The following is a 20999-nucleotide window of genomic DNA, read 5'->3' as shown; positions in this document are numbered from 1 at the left end:
TAAAGCCCTCACTTTCTACGTTTTTAACTTATCAATGAGTAAGTATCCAAAAACCATCATTGTCTTCACACTTATATTGATGATTATGATATTACTAAATTTACACCAGTTTTTTGAAATTCATTTTGTACGCTCCATCAACACACTAAAAAATCGATCTTTAATAACGGTTTCTGAACCGATATTAGGACCATCAATAATAAATTGACACTTGTTATTTAAACCAAATAAATGTGAACATGCAGTTGCCGTTGTAATTTCTTTTTTTATAGGATATAAAAGACCAGCTAATTTAACATTTCCCAATTGTTGCATATAGGAAATATACGTATGAATTTGAAAAAAGTCTTCTCTATCTACATCATCATTTCTATATTCCATTTTTTTATATTTTGCATCGAACACACAGTATTCACCGTCTTTGAAAAGAACAATATCTGGAATTATTTTTCTCTGAAAGAAACTATTTTCGTAAACAGTAAATGTTGAGTCAATTAGATTCCAGCCAAACTCTTTCAATTGTTTTTGAACAAGACTACGCACATAACACTCCCACACTTCAGCCATATCAATCAAATATCCAGAAACATTCAAACCTTTGCTTTGATTATCAATTCTCGTTGACGATTTGATAATTTGCCATGAGAAATCTACAAGGTCTTTGAACGATTGATATATGGGATGATAAGAAATAGAATGGTAATCACTCTCTGTCATACATTGATATTTAAGTGCGTGTCCGAGCGACTCTATATCAGTTATTGTATTCATAATATTAGGTGAAACTGATAGCTGTTCAAAATCATATTCAGCCTTAAGAACCCTATAAGCAGAACTGATTATCGCAATCACTTTCTCATCATATGCCATTTCATAACTTCTTGAAATAACGGTTTGGTCTTTACAGTAAGAAAAAATAGATGGCTTTATCAACAACTTACCTTTTATTATATACCCTTTATTATCATTTGTCACACGTTTTCGCGGAAGGCCATGTCTACTAGCTTCCGCCAATTTTTGGGACCAAATAAGTGAAACCAACAGTTTTATATAAATGTTTTTTGTGTCATAATTGAAACGCGATCTACCTCCGGTAAGATTTATTTTAAATATCTCTCCAAACATTTCCATTAAAATTTTCTCACCAAAACGCGGCAGAATTGTAAGGGAATAATGTTTACGACCATCAGAGTAATGAATATCGCCAATATATCTCCCTGCTCTCCATTGTTTATCCTTATAATCATATACTACAATTGGTTCAGGCTCTTTATCCCGTTCACTTTTTGACATATTAAAACAATAAAGACTCTTCGTTGAGTCTCGCATATATGACAAAAAAACATCGTCAACTTTTTCAACTGGTTTCCCGTTTCTTGATACTGCCAAACAATCTTGCGCAGTATATTCTATTTCATTTGCCATAAAAAGTTCTCTCTAATTCTTTAATTATATCATTCTTAATGTCAACATCAATATTGTCTAAATAAGCTGCAAGCATGGGTTGAATGGAAATCCTCCAAAGGATATTAACTGGATCTTTTGGAGATTTTGTATTGCCCCAATATAGTCTTTTGCTTGACTGACATTTAAGAATGCTCTGTATTTCAGCAAAAAATACGTGCCCGATTTCATATTGTTCGCCTAATTCACGAGTTGAACATATTCTCTCATTTAAAGCGGTTGCTCTATCAATATAATAGTTTTTATCACTTTCATTATTAATATCAGTTAGCATTTCAAAAAGGGTATCTTTATTATATCCATGTTTGAACCATAGGAACCTTCTCCTAAGAGCAAAATCAAGCCTTTCCAATGAAAAATCTATTTCATTCATTGTGCCAATAATATAGATGTTTTCTGGAACGCACAAACGCAAAGTTTCACCATCTATCTTATATGGCAAATCAACAGGATCATTTCTATTTTCAATACATGAAAAAGCTTCTCCAAACAAACGTGCTAAATCAACGCGATTGATTTCATCAAGAATGAGAATATACGGATGATCTATATCAGCTGCTGCCTTTTCACACATATTTAAAAAATAGCCTTTTTCCAATTTGATTTTTCCATCGACCAATGTTTGTCCAACGATAAAATTCTCATAGCCATAATTTGCATGAAGCTGAAGTCGGTAAATGTATTTTTCAATATTGAAATTATCACTCAAATATTCTTTCATAGTAAGTTTACCACTCGATAAGAGTTCACGAGCGATAAAGGTTTTGGCAAGTTCCTTTGCCGAATATGTCTTGCTTGTTCCAGGAGGACCATAGAATACAATATTCTTCTTATACTTCAAACCGACAAATTCGTCATCATCTTCATTGCCCACACTTAAATTCCAAAGAGAATGTATTTTGGAATGATTATAAAAATCAAATGATTTGTCTCCTATTTCTTTCGAAAGCTTTTCGCGAATTTTATATATTTGATCATCAAGATATGTATCCTTATCTTTCTCATCCAATAAAGACTTGAAACAATTGACGATTTTCTGTTTGTGCCCGTTAGATACCATTCTTTCATAATGCTCCGGATCTGACAAATACAAGAGAATATTTATCATTGATACCGATTTTGAATATGTCTTAACAACTTCTAGTTCTTTGTACTGTTCATAATCATGTATCTGTTCACCATATGCACAACAAAGGCAGATATTTTCGATTAGTTTTTTTATTTTATCGGAATCGTTTTCTCCACTTGAAAGAATATAATCAAATAGACGAAGGCAAAAACTTACTTCTCCAAATTTATTAGTGGAATGATACAAACCTGCGTTTGCGAAGCCATATTTGGGCTTTTTTATATTTTCTATAAAAACTAAATCGCAGTTTTTACTTTCGTTTACGGAGAACCCCCAAAACCAGATAGCATGTGAAAACAATCTCTTAGCGTTTTCAGAGGCCTTCTCGAATTGCTTAATTGCTTTGTCTGTAAAATCGCAATCCTTGTCTTCGTTGGGATTTATTATAAAATTATCTATACAATCTTTAAGGTTAGTTTTTGTCAAAATATTACTAACATTCTCATCAAAGAAATCTTTCTTTTCTATGAATAGTTTTGTTATAAATTCATCATACAATTTATATATTTCTTCATCAGCTTTTCTATACATGTTATTTCCTCCTTGTAACGATATAATTCCAATATCATTTGTAATAAACTTCTTTAATCAATAAATTCAAATTCTTATCATTTTGAATTCCAAGTGATTGAAGGTACTCTATTTTCAAAATTTTCATGACTTCATTATACTCATTTACATCATGAATGTTATTTAATACTACAGGATTACATAATAGCTTATTTCTATCTATTGACCCTAAAGAATCACTATAATATCCATCTTCATTTGTCTGAGTAGGTAATCCTTTACAACCAATAATAGAAATACACATAAACAAACGCTCATCATTTATAATGTCTATAAAAATCGATCTATATCGACTTATTGTATAACTTATATCTCTCCAATAACTCGCATGTGCAAAAAATCCATTAGGAAACTGAGCTTTATTATTATAGATTCTTTCTGATAAAGGTTCAAAGCATTCAATTATACCATTATTATTAATATAGCATTCAGATTTCGAAATAAAATCATTATCTGGTAAAAACCTCAGTCCATCAACACATGGATTCATTCTTGTACTATGAGTAAACTCATGAAATATATATGGAAAATCGTTACGATTTTGTTTGGATAATACAAACATATTTTTATTAAAGCTTGAATCTGTAAATGTTTCTGGAATGATATGTAATAACAGGAACTTCGAGTATCTATCGCTTTTTTCTTCAGATTGTTCGGAGTAATATTGTATTCGTTCCTTACGATAATTAAATATTTCTTTATCCAGAGACATAGAGTGATTGAACATATTTCTCAACTCCGTATATGTCATTGAAGCCTTTTTATTCCCAGTACGCCTAAAAGCTTGAAAATTCTTCTCGTTTTCAATGTGAAGATAAGGAGCAAAATTATCATGCTTTATACACACAATTACAACATACCTTTTGTTTTCAAGCTTGATAAAATGAAAACTAAGCGAAGGTAATTTAGGCTGAATGCCAACAAGATCATTGCGCCTATCAAGTTCAAATATATCTGTATTATCATTAGGAATATCTATACCGCATATCTCAGAAGCACAACCATTTTCATCGCTTATACCAAAGATAAGATATCCACCTTCAGCGTTTGCAAATGCGCATATATCACTTTTAAATTCACTCTTTTTTTGTATTATTATATCTTTTTTATCCTTAGGGATCTCCAAGAATGAAAAGTTCTTTTTGTAGTCTATATATTCATTCTCACGATAGTCTGGATTCTCGATTAAAACTTTCAAGTCTTCCTCGTTACATTCAAGAAAAGATTTATTGTTGATAGTTGGAAGCATAATAATCTCCTTTTTACTTCATATCTCACCCTAAATATAGTAAATGCATATTATATGCTTGTCTCTTCCATGTCGATACTACATGGTGTGGAAATCGGAACACCAAAATAATATCAAAATTATTTAAAACGAAATGTTACTTTTTCGTGATTATCCCTTTCCTTACGCAGTCTTCTAATGGAAATTTATCTTTTTTATTCCGGAATTGAAGATGAACAAGTATAACTTCAGTATCCTCAATATATGTAAATGCAATGATTGTTCCTTCACCCATATAACAATGCATTACTCTTTCTCCAGTTTTAAAAGTAATTCCACCAATAACAGCTTCAATCAAGTAGCTTTCAGGTTTATCATCATCAATATTAGTATCTGTCATAACAGGAGTAGAGTGAATAGCACTATGAAACGGGAATTGAAGTGGTACTCCATTACTCCTTATTTCACTATTATATCGTAAGGGACAATGTTCTTTATGTTTAGTTCCGAAAAGCTCATCTACAAACGAACATCTTTCATTAGTTAACCTAACAATTGATAGCTTATCTTTGGCTCTAGTCATTGCAACATAGAAAAGACGACGTTCTTCTTGATAAAGGTCTTTTTTATCCTCATTTTCTTCTATTGCATCTATTGATGTTTTAGGCATTACTCCTTCATATGCATCCATTATTATTACATTTTTAAATTCCATTCCTTTGGCAGAATGGATAGTAGATAGGGTAAGTAATGCGTTATTTTTATTTTCATATGACGCTATTAAATCCCTAAGGTGACATATATAAGGCACATATTCATTTATATTTCCAACATTTTCACCTAATAGTGCTAGAACGTCGGAATACCGCCGTGTTATCTGATTTTTATCTTTTTTTATAACAAATGTTGCTGCCTGTTTAACAATATCATTTACTGTATCGTGTTTCAAAGAATTAAGAATAAATTGCATTTGATTGCTTGACGTTGCTTCGACTATAGACTTATGATTATACATACAATACTTTACAAGTCGCTCAGCAGCATCTTTTTTAAAACCGAATAGATAACAATTTTGTAGAAATGCTTGATAATTTGTCTGATCAAGATAAAACTCGATAAGTGCAAGAACATTTTTAACTTTCCTGTTAGAGAAAAATGTTGTTGAGTTCTGCAACAGATTGAAAGGTATATTATTCTTTATTAGTTTTGCAATAAGGTTTATAGCACAATCGCTATCTCGATACAATACAGCCGTTTCTTCTTGAATATTACTACATATTTCTGTAATCTTATCATATTCCTCAGCGCAGTTCTTGTACGAAACAACTTCAGTAATCCCACCTTTATTTCGACTCGCAAGCATTTGCTTTGGATGCCTGTTAAAGTTCCTTGCAATGAACTTATTAGCAAGATCAGTTATTTCCTTATATGATCGATAATTCGTTTCCATTCGCAGGATATAAGGATTAGGATAGTTTCGTTCAAAATTCGTTAAAGCACGTGGAAATGCACCTCTAAAACTGTAAATGCTTTGATCTTCATCTCCAACCATAAATATATTATCGCCAGCAAGTAGCTGTATTAGTTCATGTTGCTTCTGTGAAGTATCTTGTGCTTCATCAACACAGATATATTTGTATTTTTCCTTATAGTGTTCTTTAATATATGGAAACTTTTTTAGAAAAATTATCGAATAGAGAATCTGATCATCAAAATCCATTTTCTCATTTTCTTTTAATAGAGCATCATACCTTGCTTTTATCTTTTCGAAATCTGGAGTAAATGCATCCATATCTTGTAAGTCGGAGTTATTCTTAACTCTGGTTATCTCCGTACTGAGTTGTTTTATTTCTGCTTCTGTCGGATACTCATTAGTTACATCCTTATATGCCCTACGCAAATACTGTTGTTGCTCACCATCTACAAATAGCTCAAACCGTTTTCTTTTCTCTCTATGACAGTAAAACCTGATAATTGATTCCGCAATTGCATTTATAGTCTTAAAGGCAATACCGTCATTACCGAATTTTTCTTTGTATCGGTTATCCATTTCTTCAGCTGCTTTTGTGGTATATGTAAGTGCTAATATCGAATCCGGAGCAATATGCTTACAATGAACCATATATCCTATACGTGCAATCAAAACAGTGGTTTTTCCGCTTCCAGGAACAGCAAGCAATAAATTTGCTCCTGAAATCGACTGTACAGCACGCTCCTGTTGCTTATTAAGATTTATGTCGTATCTTTTCTTGAAATCTAAATAATCAAGATTATCAATAAGATCTTCTGGCTTTGGTTCAGGGAAACAACCATTCTGAAGTTTCATACTGTTAATAAAATCAGAAACAGAAACTTTATATCCTTGAAAACATTCAAAACCATCTGGAGATACATCCGTAACATGAATAAGTGTATTTTCATCAGTCTGGAAATATAGTTCAGTCTGATTAGCAACTGCTATGTCACTGTAGTTACGAAACGTTCGCTTTGGTCTTGTCCAATAATAGAAGTCTTCTCTCTGTGAAAACGTCACACCCATACAGTCGAATATCCATATTACTTTATGTCCAAGTCCTGCATAGAATGCATTTCTGTCAGAAAACTTCTCTGGTGATAGTTGACTATGCTGAAATTCCAGAACAGTCCTGTCTACCATAACATCGGCTCTATGTTTTATTTCACCAAGCTGCAAGGGTATTTCTTGATTATCAATCGGGAAACGTTCCTGCCATTGCTTATGCCATGTTGAATCATTCTCATTCCTATCTCTTGACCAAGTGTCAGTACATAAATGATACCTCGCATGAGCAAAATGATGTCTTCGGATATCGCCCCGACGTATGTCAAGAGGTGCTTTACAAAAAGGACAGAAATAATCATCATTTGCTGGTGCATCATCAATATGAGTGCGTTTAAAATTACTGTTTAATGCTATATACATCTCTGCTCCCCCCCTGATATTATTATAAGAAATCAAATAAACTCATTGAAATATCTTTTTAAGTAAAATTACTACGTTAAAGCATCAAAACACTAATTTCGTCTTATTAATAAGCTTTATTATGTTTTTAGGCGTGAGATAGTAATCTATATCTTCAGGCTTATTAATCTCAGCATTCTTCAACAAACGATGAATATAGTTTTCTTTCCTTAAGTCATCCTCCGAAGGATCAGGATTCGGATTAGTTACTTCATAATTATTCATTTTACTGAAGGACTTTATGATTTCATTCCATACATTATAAGTAAGCAGAGTTGCAAATGCTTCTTCCATCCAGTAATCTATCTTAGTTTTCCTAAAGCGACGACAAACCTCTTTCACAGCGAAATATGGTTCAATATGATCTATCCCTATCCAGATATCAGCAAAGTTATAATCATAATCACCGTCGTTGATATCTTTCATAAATTCGATAGCATCAGCTTTTATAACAGTTATCTTATCCTTATTCTCAAACTGAGGTAAAATACTATTCTCAAAAAGATCAATAACATCCTGCTCTAATTCAATTATGGTGATTGATTCAACCTCATCTTTCAACGAAGCCATATATGCAAAATAGCCCATTCCACAACCTAATGTAAGGACTTTACCTTTTGCATTGTCTATCGCAGGTTGAACAGTATATACCTCATTTGGAGTAACTGACATCCAGGTACGCTCGTTGTCAATTTGACGAATTCCTGGATATTCAAATTCTTCTTTAAAGCAACCCATTCTTGGAATATCGATATGTAATTTGTCGATATGTTTAGGAATATCATATATGCTGAATTCAAATGGCTGATAAGTCTGATAGCATAATTCGTAATTGCCTTGTTTTTTGTTATGGAAATCAATATTTTTAATATAGGGATTATTCTTAAACTCATCTATATCAAATATTTTGCATTCAGGATATAAAAGGTCCCCAAAAAAAGATATTAGCTTCGATTGTCCTGGTAAAAGCGATTCTATCAAAGATTCCATGTATAAACGAACCATTACTTGTTCAACAGTATGTTTTTCTCTGAAACTATCATCCATTTTGCTATAATACTCTTCTGAGTGTTTCCACATAACTTGAAGCATTTCAGGATCAATAGTTGAGTTGGAAACTTCATTTGTAGCTATAGCATTTATCATATCTAATGCCTGCTTTGTTTGAGCTATCTCCATTATCTTCTCTTTTATTCTTTTTGTATTTGCAAGCTTCATCTAATCAGCTCCTTGTTATTTCTCATAGATTCTGTCACAAATATACTTCACAGGCACTTCTTCGGTACACCAGACTTCATTCTCAGTAACTCCGAACTTATATCCTTCCTTGTACATCTCTGAAGCTGCTATTTCAAGCACAACAGGAGTCTTATGCCATCGTTCGGCTGATTGCCATGATTTATTAATATCAGCCTGCATATGTACAGCGTGACGCTTCATCTTCTTTATAGCTCCGCTCTCTTCAATAGCTTCAAGAGCCTTAGTAGTCGTTCCATGATACAGAAACTCAGGTGGCTCGCAATAGTTCAGTTCAGGTTCTACCCAAGACACAGAATGCCCCTGACAACATTTAATTTTGTCATGTTTATCATCGAACCTATAGCGTCCCTTATTATCTTCAAAGACAATCTTTTCAAGTAATTCACGATCCAGCTTGTAGCTGCTATACTTATTAACTCCGTTTATAAGCTGTTCTACTGATACCCAGCCATGCGAATCCATGTCAAGCTCAGCTTTCTCTGGTTGATGTCTAAGGAGTAAGCACAAATATTTAGACAATTCGTTCATTTTATCACCACGTAGTCTGTTATTTTATTTATTATATACTAAGTATATCATAAAAACGACTTAAAATCAATAGAAATCTCATATTATAAGTTACTCCCCGTGCTATTCACACAGGGAGTGTTGTTATTTAATAAACTTGTTAAAAGAATTCTGAGCTGAAACCATTTCTCTGGACGTATAAGCGCAAAGCTTAACCTCTATCTCATACTCAGGATAGTCGGAAGTGAACTTGTTATACGCTCTGCAGCATTGCTTTGTGGATTCACCTGCAGGATCTGAGAGATTTCCGCCAAAGATACCGGAGCTTATAAGCGGAAATGATATACTATGAAGGCCATTTTCCTTTAAAACACACAGAGAATTATAATACGCATTGAATAATTCCTCAAATGCCTTAGGAGTGTATGTAAAATCAGGCCCTACTGCATGGATTATATGCTTAGCGTTAGTCATTTTGAACGCAGGAGTTATGACTGCATCTCCATCATTTAAAGGAGTCTTGTACGCAGAACAAGCCGCAGAAAGCTCCTTCAAACCTGCTTTCTGGAATATAACACCGCAGATTCCACCTCCAGCCCATAATCCGCTGTTTGCAGCATTTACAACTGCATCTACGGTCTGATCCGCGCAAGAAGCGTTCAATAGCTCTATTTTACTCATAACAATCCACCTTTCTAAAGCACTTCTACGCCGTGGAACAAGAAGTGCATCTTATCTATACGCTTATCTGTATGCCAGTGTCCAAGATACCACGCTTCATATTCAAGTTTATCTTCGATGTTATCCAGCCATTCTTCTGTACTGTTATCGACTCTCGACTGATCTATACCTGAAAGAAAGCATTCGGTAGGTATATACTTGGCAGGACAGGTATGTGAGAATACAATGTCAACCTTGTTTTCGGATATCTGTTTTTCAACATATTCCTTTATTGAGGCAGAAGGCTGCTCATCAGGCCACCACTTATAACCGTTACGTAGTCGATAGAACTTATCAACACTGTACGCACCGCCTATAACTATGCACTTTTTCCCATCAATATCGAATATGTCGCCATCCACAGGGAAGAGAATGTTTTGAAAATCCTCTTCATACATCACTCTGCCGCCGTGCCATTCCTTCTCCTGATAAGATGCAATATTCTGAGGACGATTCTCATGGTTTCCATGAATACAGAAGAATATAGATTCAAGCTTATTCATAGCCCTTTTTATCCTGATGTCCTGGAGAGTTCCAGTGTAGTTGACACCGACATCGCCGAGAATAACTATTATATCGTCCTTTGTTGGACTATGTCGTGTGAATAAATCATATATAGGCTCCAACGAACCGTGAATATCTCCTGTTATATATACCATACTTTTCACCTGCCTTAAATTGCATAATTCGCCTTATTTTAGATAATGATATCACAAGCATTTCTGCTTGTCAATACGATATTTATGTTTTTCATTCGTCATATCAATCACCATAATCATTAGGATCGTTGGCAACGAATTTACCACCATGAAGAGCTCTGAGTGACAATCTCTGTTTATTTTTATTGTTATATGCTAATATCATAGCCTCAGCGTATCCTAAAGCACCAGGGCTTCTTTCCTTCGCTGTTCTGACTATAGATTTCACTGAGACTTTCCCCACGTGGTCTACAAACATATCCTCCTTAAGATCATCACCATAGGACACTATTATTTTAGCAATTCCCATAAGAACCGAACCTGATAAAGAATTAGTTTCGCCTTCCCAAGCTCCTACGGCAAGTCTCAGGACAGTATCCAGTACATTTATACCATACTTATCATATATCCTCTCTAACGTACCGATTGCACATATCGCATTTGGTTCTCTTTTCCCGGCTATTTTCAGCCCATAAGACTTGACGGTAGTATCAATTATCATTTGTTTATCATCACCTGCTTCAATGTGGGCAGAAAAGGTTTCAAATGGCAATAGTGTTTTGACATGCTTTTGCTGATCGGCAAATATATGCGCTTCTTCTTTATACTTTAAATCGTCATATATCATACACCACACAGGAGTATCACGACTTCCTGAGGCTGCAGCAACTATTTCAATTGTATGTTGTCCGTCAAACACATAATTAATACCATCGCGTCGACTTACCTTTACAGGATTTAGTTGATAAACATCAAACTCTTCAAGCGCATCTCGGATATGCTTTTCAGAGAGAGCACGTTGGTAATCCTGATTTGATACAAGATTCCGTATAGGAATCAATTCAAAGGATACTTCCGGAATACATCTTTGCTGTTGCTCTGTTAATATGCTTTCATCAGGCATTATAAAACCTCCAATGCTTTTTGTATTTGATCATCAAGTTTTATCAGCATCTCTCCAAGCTGCATCTTCGCGCTATCTGTTGCTTTGGTCATATCCGTTTGCTGCTCCGCTCTTTCAATAGCGGAGATCCACATTGGAATAGTTAGTGTTAAGCCTCTAATTGCCATATCCGGATCATAGACCGGCATTTTTTTAATTCCCGTTGAAATGGATATTGCATTGTTTTCTTTCATCTGCTTTTCTTCCTTATTGATACGTTTTTTGCATTCTCGGCTTCGCATCTTAATATCGCTGGATTCAACTTTTTTCTGCCGAATCCGTTCTATTCTCTTATTATCCATTTGAGCTATTTCAATGATCTCAGTATTCTTATAATTCAAACGTCCTTCCATTATTGACTTAAAAAGCATCGGCTCTACCTGGTCGATTTTGTCCATTGCCTCAGAAATACGTCGATACCGTTGAACAGTTGTCCGATGTAGTCCAATGATATTCCCTAGATGAAATGAAGTATAGTCTTCATATGCAGGCTTTCTTTCCTCTCCGTTTTTATGGTTCTCATGGTATCCGCTTTCTTTTCTTTGCTCTAATGTAACGACTTTCAAGTATGAATATAGTTTTCCAACAAGATAGCAATACTGAATTGAGAATTTATCATACTGTTTGATTCTTTGATAGCATACCCATATTGCTGCTTCATAAAGATTTTTAAACTTCTTTTCACGAATATCGAAATTGATTCCCTCATCACTGCACATCTTATATCTTTTATGACCGTCCAATATTATACCATTCCACACTACTATAGGCTCAAGACAGCCATTCTCGATTATACTTGACTCCAGTCTTTTCGATTGTTCCTGAGAAATCGGTATTGATAACCGCATTATTTCAGGATCTGTATGTAATAAATCATTCATTTCAGTTACCTCAATCAGTCGACTCAATTACTTTTTCCGCATTATCAAGAGAGAAATACGCGGCTGACAGCTGTTTATCCTTTTCTCCCTTCAACAAATATGTCCCATCCTCTTTAATAGCTTTGCTTAGCGGAGTAAAAGTAATCAAGGAATTCAGGGTTATCTTTGCCAATTACGTTTCGATAAAGACTTTGAACATAATAAAAAGTATAATGCAGATAGCTATGAACGCATTCATGTATTATTACATTATTGAGATTATTGGCATCTCGAAGAGATTTATCGACTAAAATGGTATTCGCAGGTATATGCATCGTTATAGCCGTACCATTTTTATCATATACAACAACGTCTTTTTTATCAAAAATGAGCTTGGATTTAATATTCCCATTGATAGACAGTCGTAAATACTGTACATCGAACCCCATTGCTTTTGCTAGTGTTTTGCCGTCAATCCTATACACATATCCTATTTCTTTTGGATAATACTTTTCCAGGATTTCAGCAGCAATACGGTCAAATCCTTTTTTCGATATAACAGGGACAAGGTATTCATCCAACGGCGAATAATAACGTATACGCTCTCCTTTGTACAGCTCAATGCTATCGAAAAAACATGAGCTGCCATATGTCCTGAAATACCCATTAACACAGTATTCCTGATGTATTAGATGTCCATCACAATTGAAAAAAACGTCACAAATAACGTATAAAAGAAATGATGAGCTATCTACTCGATCATATTTCCCAGTAACGATTGTGACGTTTAGTATTTCCGTATTAAGTTTAATATTAAATGGTATTGGCAGTTTTTGTTCCGCGTGTAATCTCCTTATGTACATTCCATAGTTTAGTGTATAATTCCATCGTAAATAATCAGTGAACGATATTATTTCCGGCATTCCATGCCAGTTTTCATTTTTGTACTGTTTGTATTGCCCCGGATGCAATGGATCCTGAATAGTAACTACAGGACCATTATTTAAATATCTGATCATAAAAATCCCCCAATCATTATGTCAATAAATATCACCTTTCTCATCTACACAGTTTTTCTTTGCTATATTCTAACATCAAAAGCACACCTTGTCAAGAGAACATTTTCGATTTGTTTATGTTGTCGAAAAATGTGTACTTTGATTGTCGTCAATGATGAAATTAAGAAAATTCGATAAAAAGCCATTGACAAAACAGATGTTCTGTGATATATTATGGTTACATTAAGATGTGAACAATACAAGTTAAAATAAACTATGAAAAGAGGAGATTACTATGACATTTGCCGAAAAATTGAGGCAGGTCCGAATAGGATGCCATTTAACACAGGAACAAGTTGCAGAACTTATCGGAGTAACCAGAAAAACTATTATTCTTTATGAAGCAGGTGAAAGGACTCCAAAACAGGAAAAAGTATATGAGAATCTGGCACAGAATTTTAAAACATCAGTTGATTTCTGGAAAATCGATAATAAATCAGATTTTGAAACGACTGCAACAATAGCATATGGTGCCGATGGAAAGCAACAGGCTCAGAAGCTCCTATCTGATGCAGCAGGATTATTTGCCGGTGGAGCTCTGTCAGAAGAGGACAAAGAAGCCGTATTCAATGCACTTCAAAAAGTATATTGGGAAATTAAGATGGAGAAGGCTAAGAACGGAAACGAATAACATGGAGGTGTTCGTATGACTATATTTGAAATAGTTGAAGAACTAAAAGAAAAATATGGCACGACGGATCCTTTTGTACTATGTGAATACCTTGGGGTAAAGGTATCAATTTCTGCTTTAGGCTCACTAAAGGGCTTATATACTTATATCGATGATGTACCTGTCATTCTAATATCTTCTACAATTAAACGCATACCTCAGCTTCTGGTCTGTGGTCATGAGCTCGGTCATCATGTCCTTCACTCTAATATCGCTATGCAAGGAGCATTACGCGAGTTCACCTTTTTTAATATGCGTGACAAGACTGAGGCTGAAGCCAATCGATTCCTTGCTAATCTTAATATTGATGATGACGAACTGGACGGACTTTTCCGTGAAGGACACAGTGTTTCTGAAGCTGCTCAGATACTGTGTTTTCCGGAAGAGTTGTTAAATATAAAGATAGCAGATATGGTACGAAGAGGATATAAATACGAGAATTATAGCGGTAATATAAAAATGTTTTAATATAAGGAGGCAGCGCTATGGGACGAGTCTATATGTGTATCGACTTAAAATCATTCTATGCAAGCGTTGAATGTGTTGCGCGAGGCTATGATCCTTTCGAAGTGCCATTAGTTGTAGCTGATCCGACCAGAGGAGAAGGTGCAATTACATTGGCTATCTCTCCTGCACTAAAAGAACTAGGCGTAAAGAATCGATGCCGAATCTTTGAAATTCCAAAACACATTCAATATGAGATTGCTATGCCGAGAATGAAGAAGTACATAGAGGTCTCCGCCCAGATCTATGGCATATATCTGCAATTTATCTCGCCTGATGACATCCACGTATATTCAATTGATGAGGTTTTTATCGATGCTACGCCTTATTTGAAAACATATAACTGTTCTGCTAAGGAATTTGCAAAGAAGCTTATGCAAGCTGTTATGGATAAAACCGGAATATGTGCAACTGCTGGCATAGGAACAAATCTTTACTTGGCAAAAATTGCAATGGATATAGTTGCAAAACACGTTTCAGAACATATCGGAGTACTGAATGAAGCTATGTATCGTAAATATCTATGGAAACATCAACCTTTGACTGATTTCTGGAATGTAGGTCGAGGAACTGCTACAAGATTGGCTAAGTATGGCGTGTATGATATGGAGGGTATCACAGAGCTTCCTGAGGAACTGCTATATAAGGAATTTGGCGTTAAAGCTGTCTTTCTTATTGACCATGCCTGGGGTAGGGAAACATGTACTATGGAGCAAATTCATAATTATAAGGGGAAAAGCCGTTCTTTATCTAATAGTCAGATATTATTTGAAGACTATGACGTTGACGGAGCTCATATTGTCATGAAAGAAATGGTTGAAAATCTAGTTCTTGAATTAGTAGAAAATAATTTGTATGCCAAAGGAATATCCTTATTTATGCGCTATTCTAAAGATTGTATTCCTTCAACCGGAGGAACTGTGAAACTTGAGCAGACGACTAACTCAATAAAAAAAATACAGGCTGCGTTTGACAACCTGTTTATGGATAAAGTTAAGATAGGTTACGGAATCCGCCAAATTGGTATTCAATTGACAGATTTAACATATGAACCTGATTTACAGTTAAGCTTCTTTGAGGACGTTGATGACGCTGAAAAGGAACAACAAATCGAAGTCGCTATGATTGGAATTCGCAACAGATACGGTAAAAACGCATTACTCAAGGGCTTCAATTTCCTTAACAAAGCGACAGGTATTAAACGTAATATGATGGTAGGTGGGCATAATGGTTAATGTATCAAATCACAAAGTTCCGGACAGAGCAATGCAATTTGCACCTTTTGCTGCTCTTAAAGGTTACTATGAATCTGTCAGAAAACAGGAACGCATAACTCAGCCTAAAATAGAACTCGGAGAAGAAGATGCCGAAGCAATATCCAATACATTAAATAATCTGAATGTCGGTGCCTTAGTAAAAATCAGGTATTACGATATTGACTCCTATACAACGATTGAAGGCGCGATTTGCGAGGTTAATTTGGCATACCATAGATTAAAAGTGAATAAAACTTCTATTCCTTTTGAAGATATTTACTCCATAAGTATTACTGGTAAAAATTATATTATGATATAATGTTTATAGTAGATTTGAAAGTCAATAAATAACAGGTCGTGTTTCAAATACACGACCTGTTCGCCTTTTAAAATATTAAACGAATTATGCTTAAATCTAAATGAATATTGTATTTTTTTCTAATAGTCATTTACAATTTCTACCATCGAAACGCGAGATAGCTTTATCTGGCAAATAATCTATATGCGAGGGATTTGATAAGAAAAATATACGTTTACCGCAATCTTCCTTTTTAACAATTTGCCATAGGACAAAGCCACAGCCGTCATTGTTTGGAACGATAAAATAGATTAATTTAGGAACTGACTCAGTTTTTACTGATTCAATATCTTCTTTTAGGCGATTTATAACAGACTCTTGCTTTCCTTCATGATCATAACAATATTCATCAATTCCAGATAGCGCCGATTGTTTAACTCTCTCAAGTAGATCATCAATATTAGTATAATGTGTATAATGATTAGATGAAAGATCTGTTTTAATCTTGATTACATCTTTCTTTTCGGGAGTATTACTACTTACAATATTGTTATAAACGTTATAATATATGTCTCCCTCTTTAAAAGGTCGCGTTACAAGCCGAATTCTGTCCATAATCTTTACATCATTTTTCTGGTGTATCATACGACCATTTAACAATTCTGTTTCGCTATTGATAGAATCCTGCTTAACAGTTACCCTGTAATTAATATTTGGTGGATCAATTTGAATTTGGGTGGATACAAATCCGAGCTGACGTTCAAGGAGATACTGAATGCATCCCTTGACACAAGCAAGCTTCATCTTTATTGATGATGTTTGCTCACCAGAGCTATCTCGTGTAATTCTTCCAGGAATGTATTCTTTCAACAAATCACGGAACAATTCAATTTTACAAGATTGACCGGAAAGACGCATTCTAGCATTCTGAATATCTGTTGAATCGAAAAAAAGCTCTGTGCCATTGGATTTTAACAGCATAATTGAAAGGATAAAATAAATCTGTGGACTAAGTAATGCAGTTAGTTCCTTAATATTAATGGCAATATCTGGTACAGAGGTTTGTTTCTTCAGTGGAAGCTTAGAAGGTGTTTCTTCTCCGGTTGGATCGGCATAGAAATACAATGCTTTATCAGTACAGATTAGCTTTTCTTCGGCAAATTTGAAATAAGCACGACTCTCTCCTGTATAAAATTCAATTTTAATGCGTTCTGCCCAACTCCAGAGATAATTGAAATTTCTCTGAGCCTGCGCTTTAAGATTCTTTCCTTGTACTATCTCATGATTTGCAAAATCAGTTGGAAGGACCCATTCAGCCGCGCGACTTGCATCGTCAAGCTTATCATAATAAGTGAATACTGGTTTTTCTCCAGCAATAACCTGTTGTATATACCTATCAACTGTACTCAAATACTCATTTGCGGAAGTACTAACCAGATCATCAATACTAGTAACCTGAATTGTGCCTTGCTGTCCCTCTGATTTATAATAGTCACTCAGCTTGATTTTCAAGAGTTGGAATATACGATATGTTAACTCATTTCCTCCGAAATTCTGCCCGTTGACAGATTGTACCCTAATAAGCGACTTAACGCCTGTGTCGGCCTGAGAAAATGAGTATTTACAACGAGCTACATCTGTTGTCCCACCTCCGCAGTCAATGATCATAACCTCACCGGTGGATTTGAGTGTGTTGTTTAAGTACTCTTCTCTCAATTCAGACAATCTCTCATAAATGATTGCGATTGCCTCATCCAAGGATTCATTAGGAGGTACAATTGTGAATCCGTCATCCGCTTTAAACGTTTTTGATACAATTTCAAAGAGTCGCGCTTTCAGCTTAACAGGAGATGAAAAGTGAAATTTTACAAAACGCTTCTTTAATTTTATCTCAGCCTGAGACACAACATACCTTAGATATTCAGAAATGATATCATGTACGTGTAATCTGATTGAATGGTTCTTTTCGTCATGACAGTCAATAGTATAATCTGAATCCAAAGATACCCACTGCTTGATATTGTAGAAAATACTTCCTTTAGGCTGATAATCCGTCTCCATAAGGCGTTTTTTTGCTTCATATCCGAATAAGAAGTGAACCTCCCTTTCCGATTCAGCACTTTCTACATAGGCTATCGTAGGCAAAAGAAAACTACTCGGCTTACTTGCATCTGAAACATCCTCAAATGTTACAAGTTCTGCCTCTTGTGTTTCTTTTAGCCATGTACCAGCAGTAGTATTACTGGTTCCAAAATCTATACAAAGGTAGTAATCGTCAGTTGCAAGTTCTTCAGTCTGAATAGATATCTCTACGGCATAATGCTTAGTATGATTTTTATTATCAAATATCAGATAATAAGCAAGATTGTTCGAAGAGAAATCCAAACGAATGTTTTGAGCTTTAGCCTCAAGATAATACATGCCATTTTCGCTGAGAAAAGAACCAAACATAATTACAGTTCCATGTAATTCGTTATCAGAAGCTACCAACATATATATGTCAGTGCTTATTTCCTCAGAAAAACGAAGCCATATATTATCGGCCTTTGTTACATCCACACCTTTATTTTGCGAAGTATGGTACACTGTATTTGGTTCACTTAGATCATACGGGGTTTCATCAGGATCAAGCATCTCGATAGTCCCCTCAAGTATCAACTGCTGATAAATCTCTTGTATTCTGTCAAAAGTTATGTCTATATTAGACTTATTTGATTCAACATGAATAATATCTTCCTCATTATTGTCATCTATTATTACTATTTCATTTTCGAATTTTTTTACCCATGATTCTCGAGTACTATTATCTGCTATACTTGAACTTGAAATTAGGCCAAGACGGTAAAATAATAATCCAATTTGTTTATGTGAAATATAATGGTTAGAAATAAGTGATTCAATTGATTCTTTATCAATCGAATCTGGAGGAGTAATGTATGCATACCTTAAAGCATCGATTATTTGCGATTTTGTTTTCTCTTTCATATCATAAATCTCCTCTGTCGTCTCTATTGTTACGTTATCATCATAACAAATATCTGCAGCATCTTCTATATCCTCTGCCATGTCCTCTTCTATGTTGTCAACGATTTTTAATCGATTCTTGATAAACGATAAACACTCATTTCGTATCCTTGCTGCTTGATTGGCATTTTGAAACAAAATGCTAGCTACAGCCCCTGCCCAAATACCTCCTCCCTTGAATTCATCATACTTAAGTTCAACATTTAATTGTTCCGTGAACTTACGGATTTGAGACAGCATAATAACATAGGTTCCATTTTCTTTTTTTTCTTTAAATAGATTTTCAAGTGAAGTGTTTGTTATGTTTTTGGGCTTTTTAATGTTTGCTGCATTTAACGCTACTATTATTTCACTTTTAGTTTTGATTATTTCGTTTTCCATATTTATCCCCCCTTGAATTCTCAACCTTTCAATTTTGTGATCCGTTTTATAAAATGATTAAAAGCAATCCCTAAAGAAACAAAACCTAATAATATAAAAAACATTTGCACTGTTGATAGTAAAATTAGATTTTTATTCAACTGTATGAGACTAACAGCCAATTCTGATTTAATTAAGAATATGATTCCTGCTACACTAACAATATATGATGCATAAAACACAATTTTTTGAATCTTTTCTTTAAATCTTGGCAGTACGGTAATTCCAATACTTATGCCCAACTGAATCATAGATAATATGAAAGCCCAATATGAAAATAACAAATGAAGTTTAATTGCAAATGACTTTAGGAATAAAAACTTATAAAGAATAGCTCCAGAAACACCTATTCCTATACAAGCTATCAATATGAGAATTTTGATAGAGAGTAATGCAATTGAATAAATCTTATTAGGGACTTGCCTCTCAACAGGTATGTTTATATCTGGTTTGCAAATCGCATGATAAAATGGCTTCATTGGCTTAAACACCAATAATACACAAATATAAACAGCGAATAAAAAATATCCATATGCTTTATTCGGCGGGAAAATTCGGCACAACATAAAGCTCACCAATAGCACCCAGCACCCATTGATTGCTGTTTTTACTGTAGATTTAAGCATAACTAAAAGAAAAAGCCCTCCGATGTTTCGGTATTTATTTCTTCTGTGTTGCTAACAGGCATATCATCTATTAATAGATCAAGCGAATCAATAAACACTTTGAAAAAAGCTCGTCTATCCTCAAATGTAGGTGCGGATTGACCAGATGCAATAATATAGTTCAGCATTGTTAATGGAGAAATATAACCACATCTGGAAATCTCACTAATAAGAACATAATCAAGTGTATGAGGTCTGCTTTTTTCTGCAGTCAAATATTGATAAACCAACCGGAACAGGTATTTAGAATAGGTTGGCTTCTTTCCATAACAAGACTGTTGGTACGGTAGAAAATCAAAATTCTCTGAAAAGATATCTTTACAGTATTTTGGCAATTGTGGAGTACCATAGAAGGAACAAATCAGATTCGAAGACGTGGTTGAGATACTATTGCTTATGGCTACAAGCATTTGTAACTGATTATCTATGATATCAGGTGCTATACTTTGCTCACAAGCAGATAGAATGATAGAGTAGTTCTGACCGCTTTCAAATGGTTGATTCTCTATTTGAACCACGAATGCCTCCTCTAGAAGATATAATATGCCATTGTATTTATACATTCCAGGTGTGATTATGAGTTTTCCATTGAATTCTTCCATTTCCATGCCTGAAATAACACCATCAGAATTATCAATATATTGATAGTTTAGATACTTTATAGGCTGATCATGCAATAATTGAAGCTGCTGACCAGTAATTATAGATCCTTTCGGAAAAGAAACATTGTAATTATGCAACATAG

The 20999-nt window shown here is 34.5% G+C and carries 18 protein-coding genes; 4 read left to right on the top strand and 14 right to left on the bottom strand.

Annotated elements, in window-relative coordinates; genetic code table 11:
* Positions 1-120 precede the first annotated feature (120 nt).
* From T497_RS17470 to T497_RS0107990, 11 genes are all read right to left on the bottom strand, one after another.
* Positions 121-1425 (bottom strand): 5-methylcytosine restriction system specificity protein McrC, encoded by a 1305-nt coding sequence (locus tag T497_RS17470; RefSeq protein ID WP_028515178.1) that lies wholly within the window; start codon positions 1423-1425, stop codon positions 121-123.
* Positions 1415-3124: an McrB family protein gene (locus T497_RS0108035; RefSeq protein WP_028515177.1), complete on the bottom strand. Its 1710-nt coding sequence runs from the start codon at positions 3122-3124 to the stop codon at positions 1415-1417. Before T497_RS0108035 ends, T497_RS17470 begins: the two co-directional genes overlap by 11 nt.
* Before the next feature lie 34 nt (positions 3125-3158).
* Positions 3159-4412 carry an AlbA family DNA-binding domain-containing protein gene (locus T497_RS0108030; protein ID WP_028515176.1) on the bottom strand — a complete coding sequence of 418 codons (1254 nt, stop codon included), beginning with the start codon at positions 4410-4412 and terminating at the stop codon, positions 3159-3161.
* 136 nt (positions 4413-4548) lie between these two features.
* Positions 4549-7332 carry a competence protein CoiA family protein gene (locus T497_RS0108025; protein WP_028515175.1) on the bottom strand — a complete coding sequence of 928 codons (2784 nt, stop codon included), beginning with the start codon at positions 7330-7332 and terminating at the stop codon, positions 4549-4551.
* An 84-nt stretch (positions 7333-7416) separates the two neighbouring features.
* Positions 7417-8589 (bottom strand): hypothetical protein, encoded by a 1173-nt coding sequence (locus tag T497_RS17465; RefSeq protein ID WP_051530578.1) that lies wholly within the window; start codon positions 8587-8589, stop codon positions 7417-7419.
* Positions 8590-8604: 15 nt separating this feature from the next.
* Positions 8605-9159, bottom strand: coding sequence for an RNA 2'-phosphotransferase (locus tag T497_RS0108015; protein ID WP_028515174.1), 555 nt, complete (start codon positions 9157-9159; stop codon positions 8605-8607).
* Between the two features lie 123 nt (positions 9160-9282).
* Positions 9283-9819, bottom strand: coding sequence for a macro domain-containing protein (locus T497_RS16225; protein ID WP_051530577.1), 537 nt, complete (start codon positions 9817-9819; stop codon positions 9283-9285).
* A 14-nt stretch (positions 9820-9833) separates the two neighbouring features.
* The gene (locus T497_RS0108005) at positions 9834-10517 is read right to left on the bottom strand and encodes a metallophosphoesterase (protein ID WP_028515173.1); all 684 of its coding nucleotides are present in this window, start codon (positions 10515-10517) and stop codon (positions 9834-9836) included.
* A 103-nt stretch (positions 10518-10620) separates the two neighbouring features.
* Positions 10621-11460: a DUF6551 family protein gene (locus T497_RS16220; RefSeq protein ID WP_051530576.1), complete on the bottom strand. Its 840-nt coding sequence runs from the start codon at positions 11458-11460 to the stop codon at positions 10621-10623.
* Positions 11460-12380 carry a hypothetical protein gene (locus T497_RS0107995; RefSeq protein WP_028515172.1) on the bottom strand — a complete coding sequence of 307 codons (921 nt, stop codon included), beginning with the start codon at positions 12378-12380 and terminating at the stop codon, positions 11460-11462. Before T497_RS0107995 ends, T497_RS16220 begins: the two co-directional genes overlap by 1 nt.
* A gap of 113 nt (positions 12381-12493) precedes the next feature.
* Positions 12494-13378 carry a hypothetical protein gene (locus tag T497_RS0107990; RefSeq protein ID WP_028515171.1) on the bottom strand — a complete coding sequence of 295 codons (885 nt, stop codon included), beginning with the start codon at positions 13376-13378 and terminating at the stop codon, positions 12494-12496.
* Positions 13379-13652: 274 nt separating this feature from the next.
* Between T497_RS0107990 and T497_RS0107985 the strand changes: the two genes are divergently transcribed.
* The 4 genes from T497_RS0107985 to T497_RS16215 are packed head-to-tail and all read left to right on the top strand — an operon-like array spanning position 13653 to position 16166.
* Entirely contained in the window at positions 13653-14048 is a 396-nt protein-coding gene (locus T497_RS0107985) for a helix-turn-helix transcriptional regulator (RefSeq protein WP_028515170.1), read from the top strand.
* Positions 14049-14063: 15 nt separating this feature from the next.
* Complete coding sequence (locus T497_RS0107980) at positions 14064-14555, top strand: ImmA/IrrE family metallo-endopeptidase (RefSeq protein WP_028515169.1); 492 nt, start codon at positions 14064-14066, stop codon at positions 14553-14555.
* Positions 14556-14572: 17 nt separating this feature from the next.
* The gene (locus T497_RS0107975; RefSeq protein ID WP_028515168.1) at positions 14573-15826 is read left to right on the top strand and encodes a DNA repair protein; all 1254 of its coding nucleotides are present in this window, start codon (positions 14573-14575) and stop codon (positions 15824-15826) included.
* Positions 15819-16166: a YolD-like family protein gene (locus T497_RS16215; RefSeq protein ID WP_037324663.1), complete on the top strand. Its 348-nt coding sequence runs from the start codon at positions 15819-15821 to the stop codon at positions 16164-16166. The genes T497_RS0107975 and T497_RS16215 overlap by 8 nt, the downstream gene beginning before the upstream one ends.
* Before the next feature lie 126 nt (positions 16167-16292).
* Here the strand turns inward: T497_RS16215 and T497_RS0107965 are convergent, their stop codons facing one another.
* The 3 genes from T497_RS0107965 to T497_RS0107955 all read right to left on the bottom strand — a co-directional run bounded on the left by T497_RS0107965 (position 16293) and on the right by T497_RS0107955 (position 20997).
* Entirely contained in the window at positions 16293-19550 is a 3258-nt protein-coding gene (locus T497_RS0107965; protein WP_028515167.1) for a hypothetical protein, read from the bottom strand.
* A gap of 20 nt (positions 19551-19570) precedes the next feature.
* Entirely contained in the window at positions 19571-20068 is a 498-nt protein-coding gene (locus T497_RS0107960) for a hypothetical protein (protein ID WP_196243026.1), read from the bottom strand.
* Positions 20069-20217: 149 nt separating this feature from the next.
* Positions 20218-20997 carry a hypothetical protein gene (locus T497_RS0107955; RefSeq protein ID WP_028515165.1) on the bottom strand — a complete coding sequence of 260 codons (780 nt, stop codon included), beginning with the start codon at positions 20995-20997 and terminating at the stop codon, positions 20218-20220.
* Positions 20998-20999 lie beyond the last annotated feature (2 nt).

It is taken from the genome of Ruminococcus flavefaciens MA2007 (genome assembly GCF_000621845.1).
In the GTDB taxonomy this organism is placed as follows: Bacteria; Bacillota; Clostridia; order Oscillospirales; family Ruminococcaceae; genus Ruminococcus; species Ruminococcus flavefaciens_E.
The sequence above is the reverse complement of the archived record's forward strand: the minus strand, read 5'-3'. Positions and strand labels throughout refer to the sequence as shown.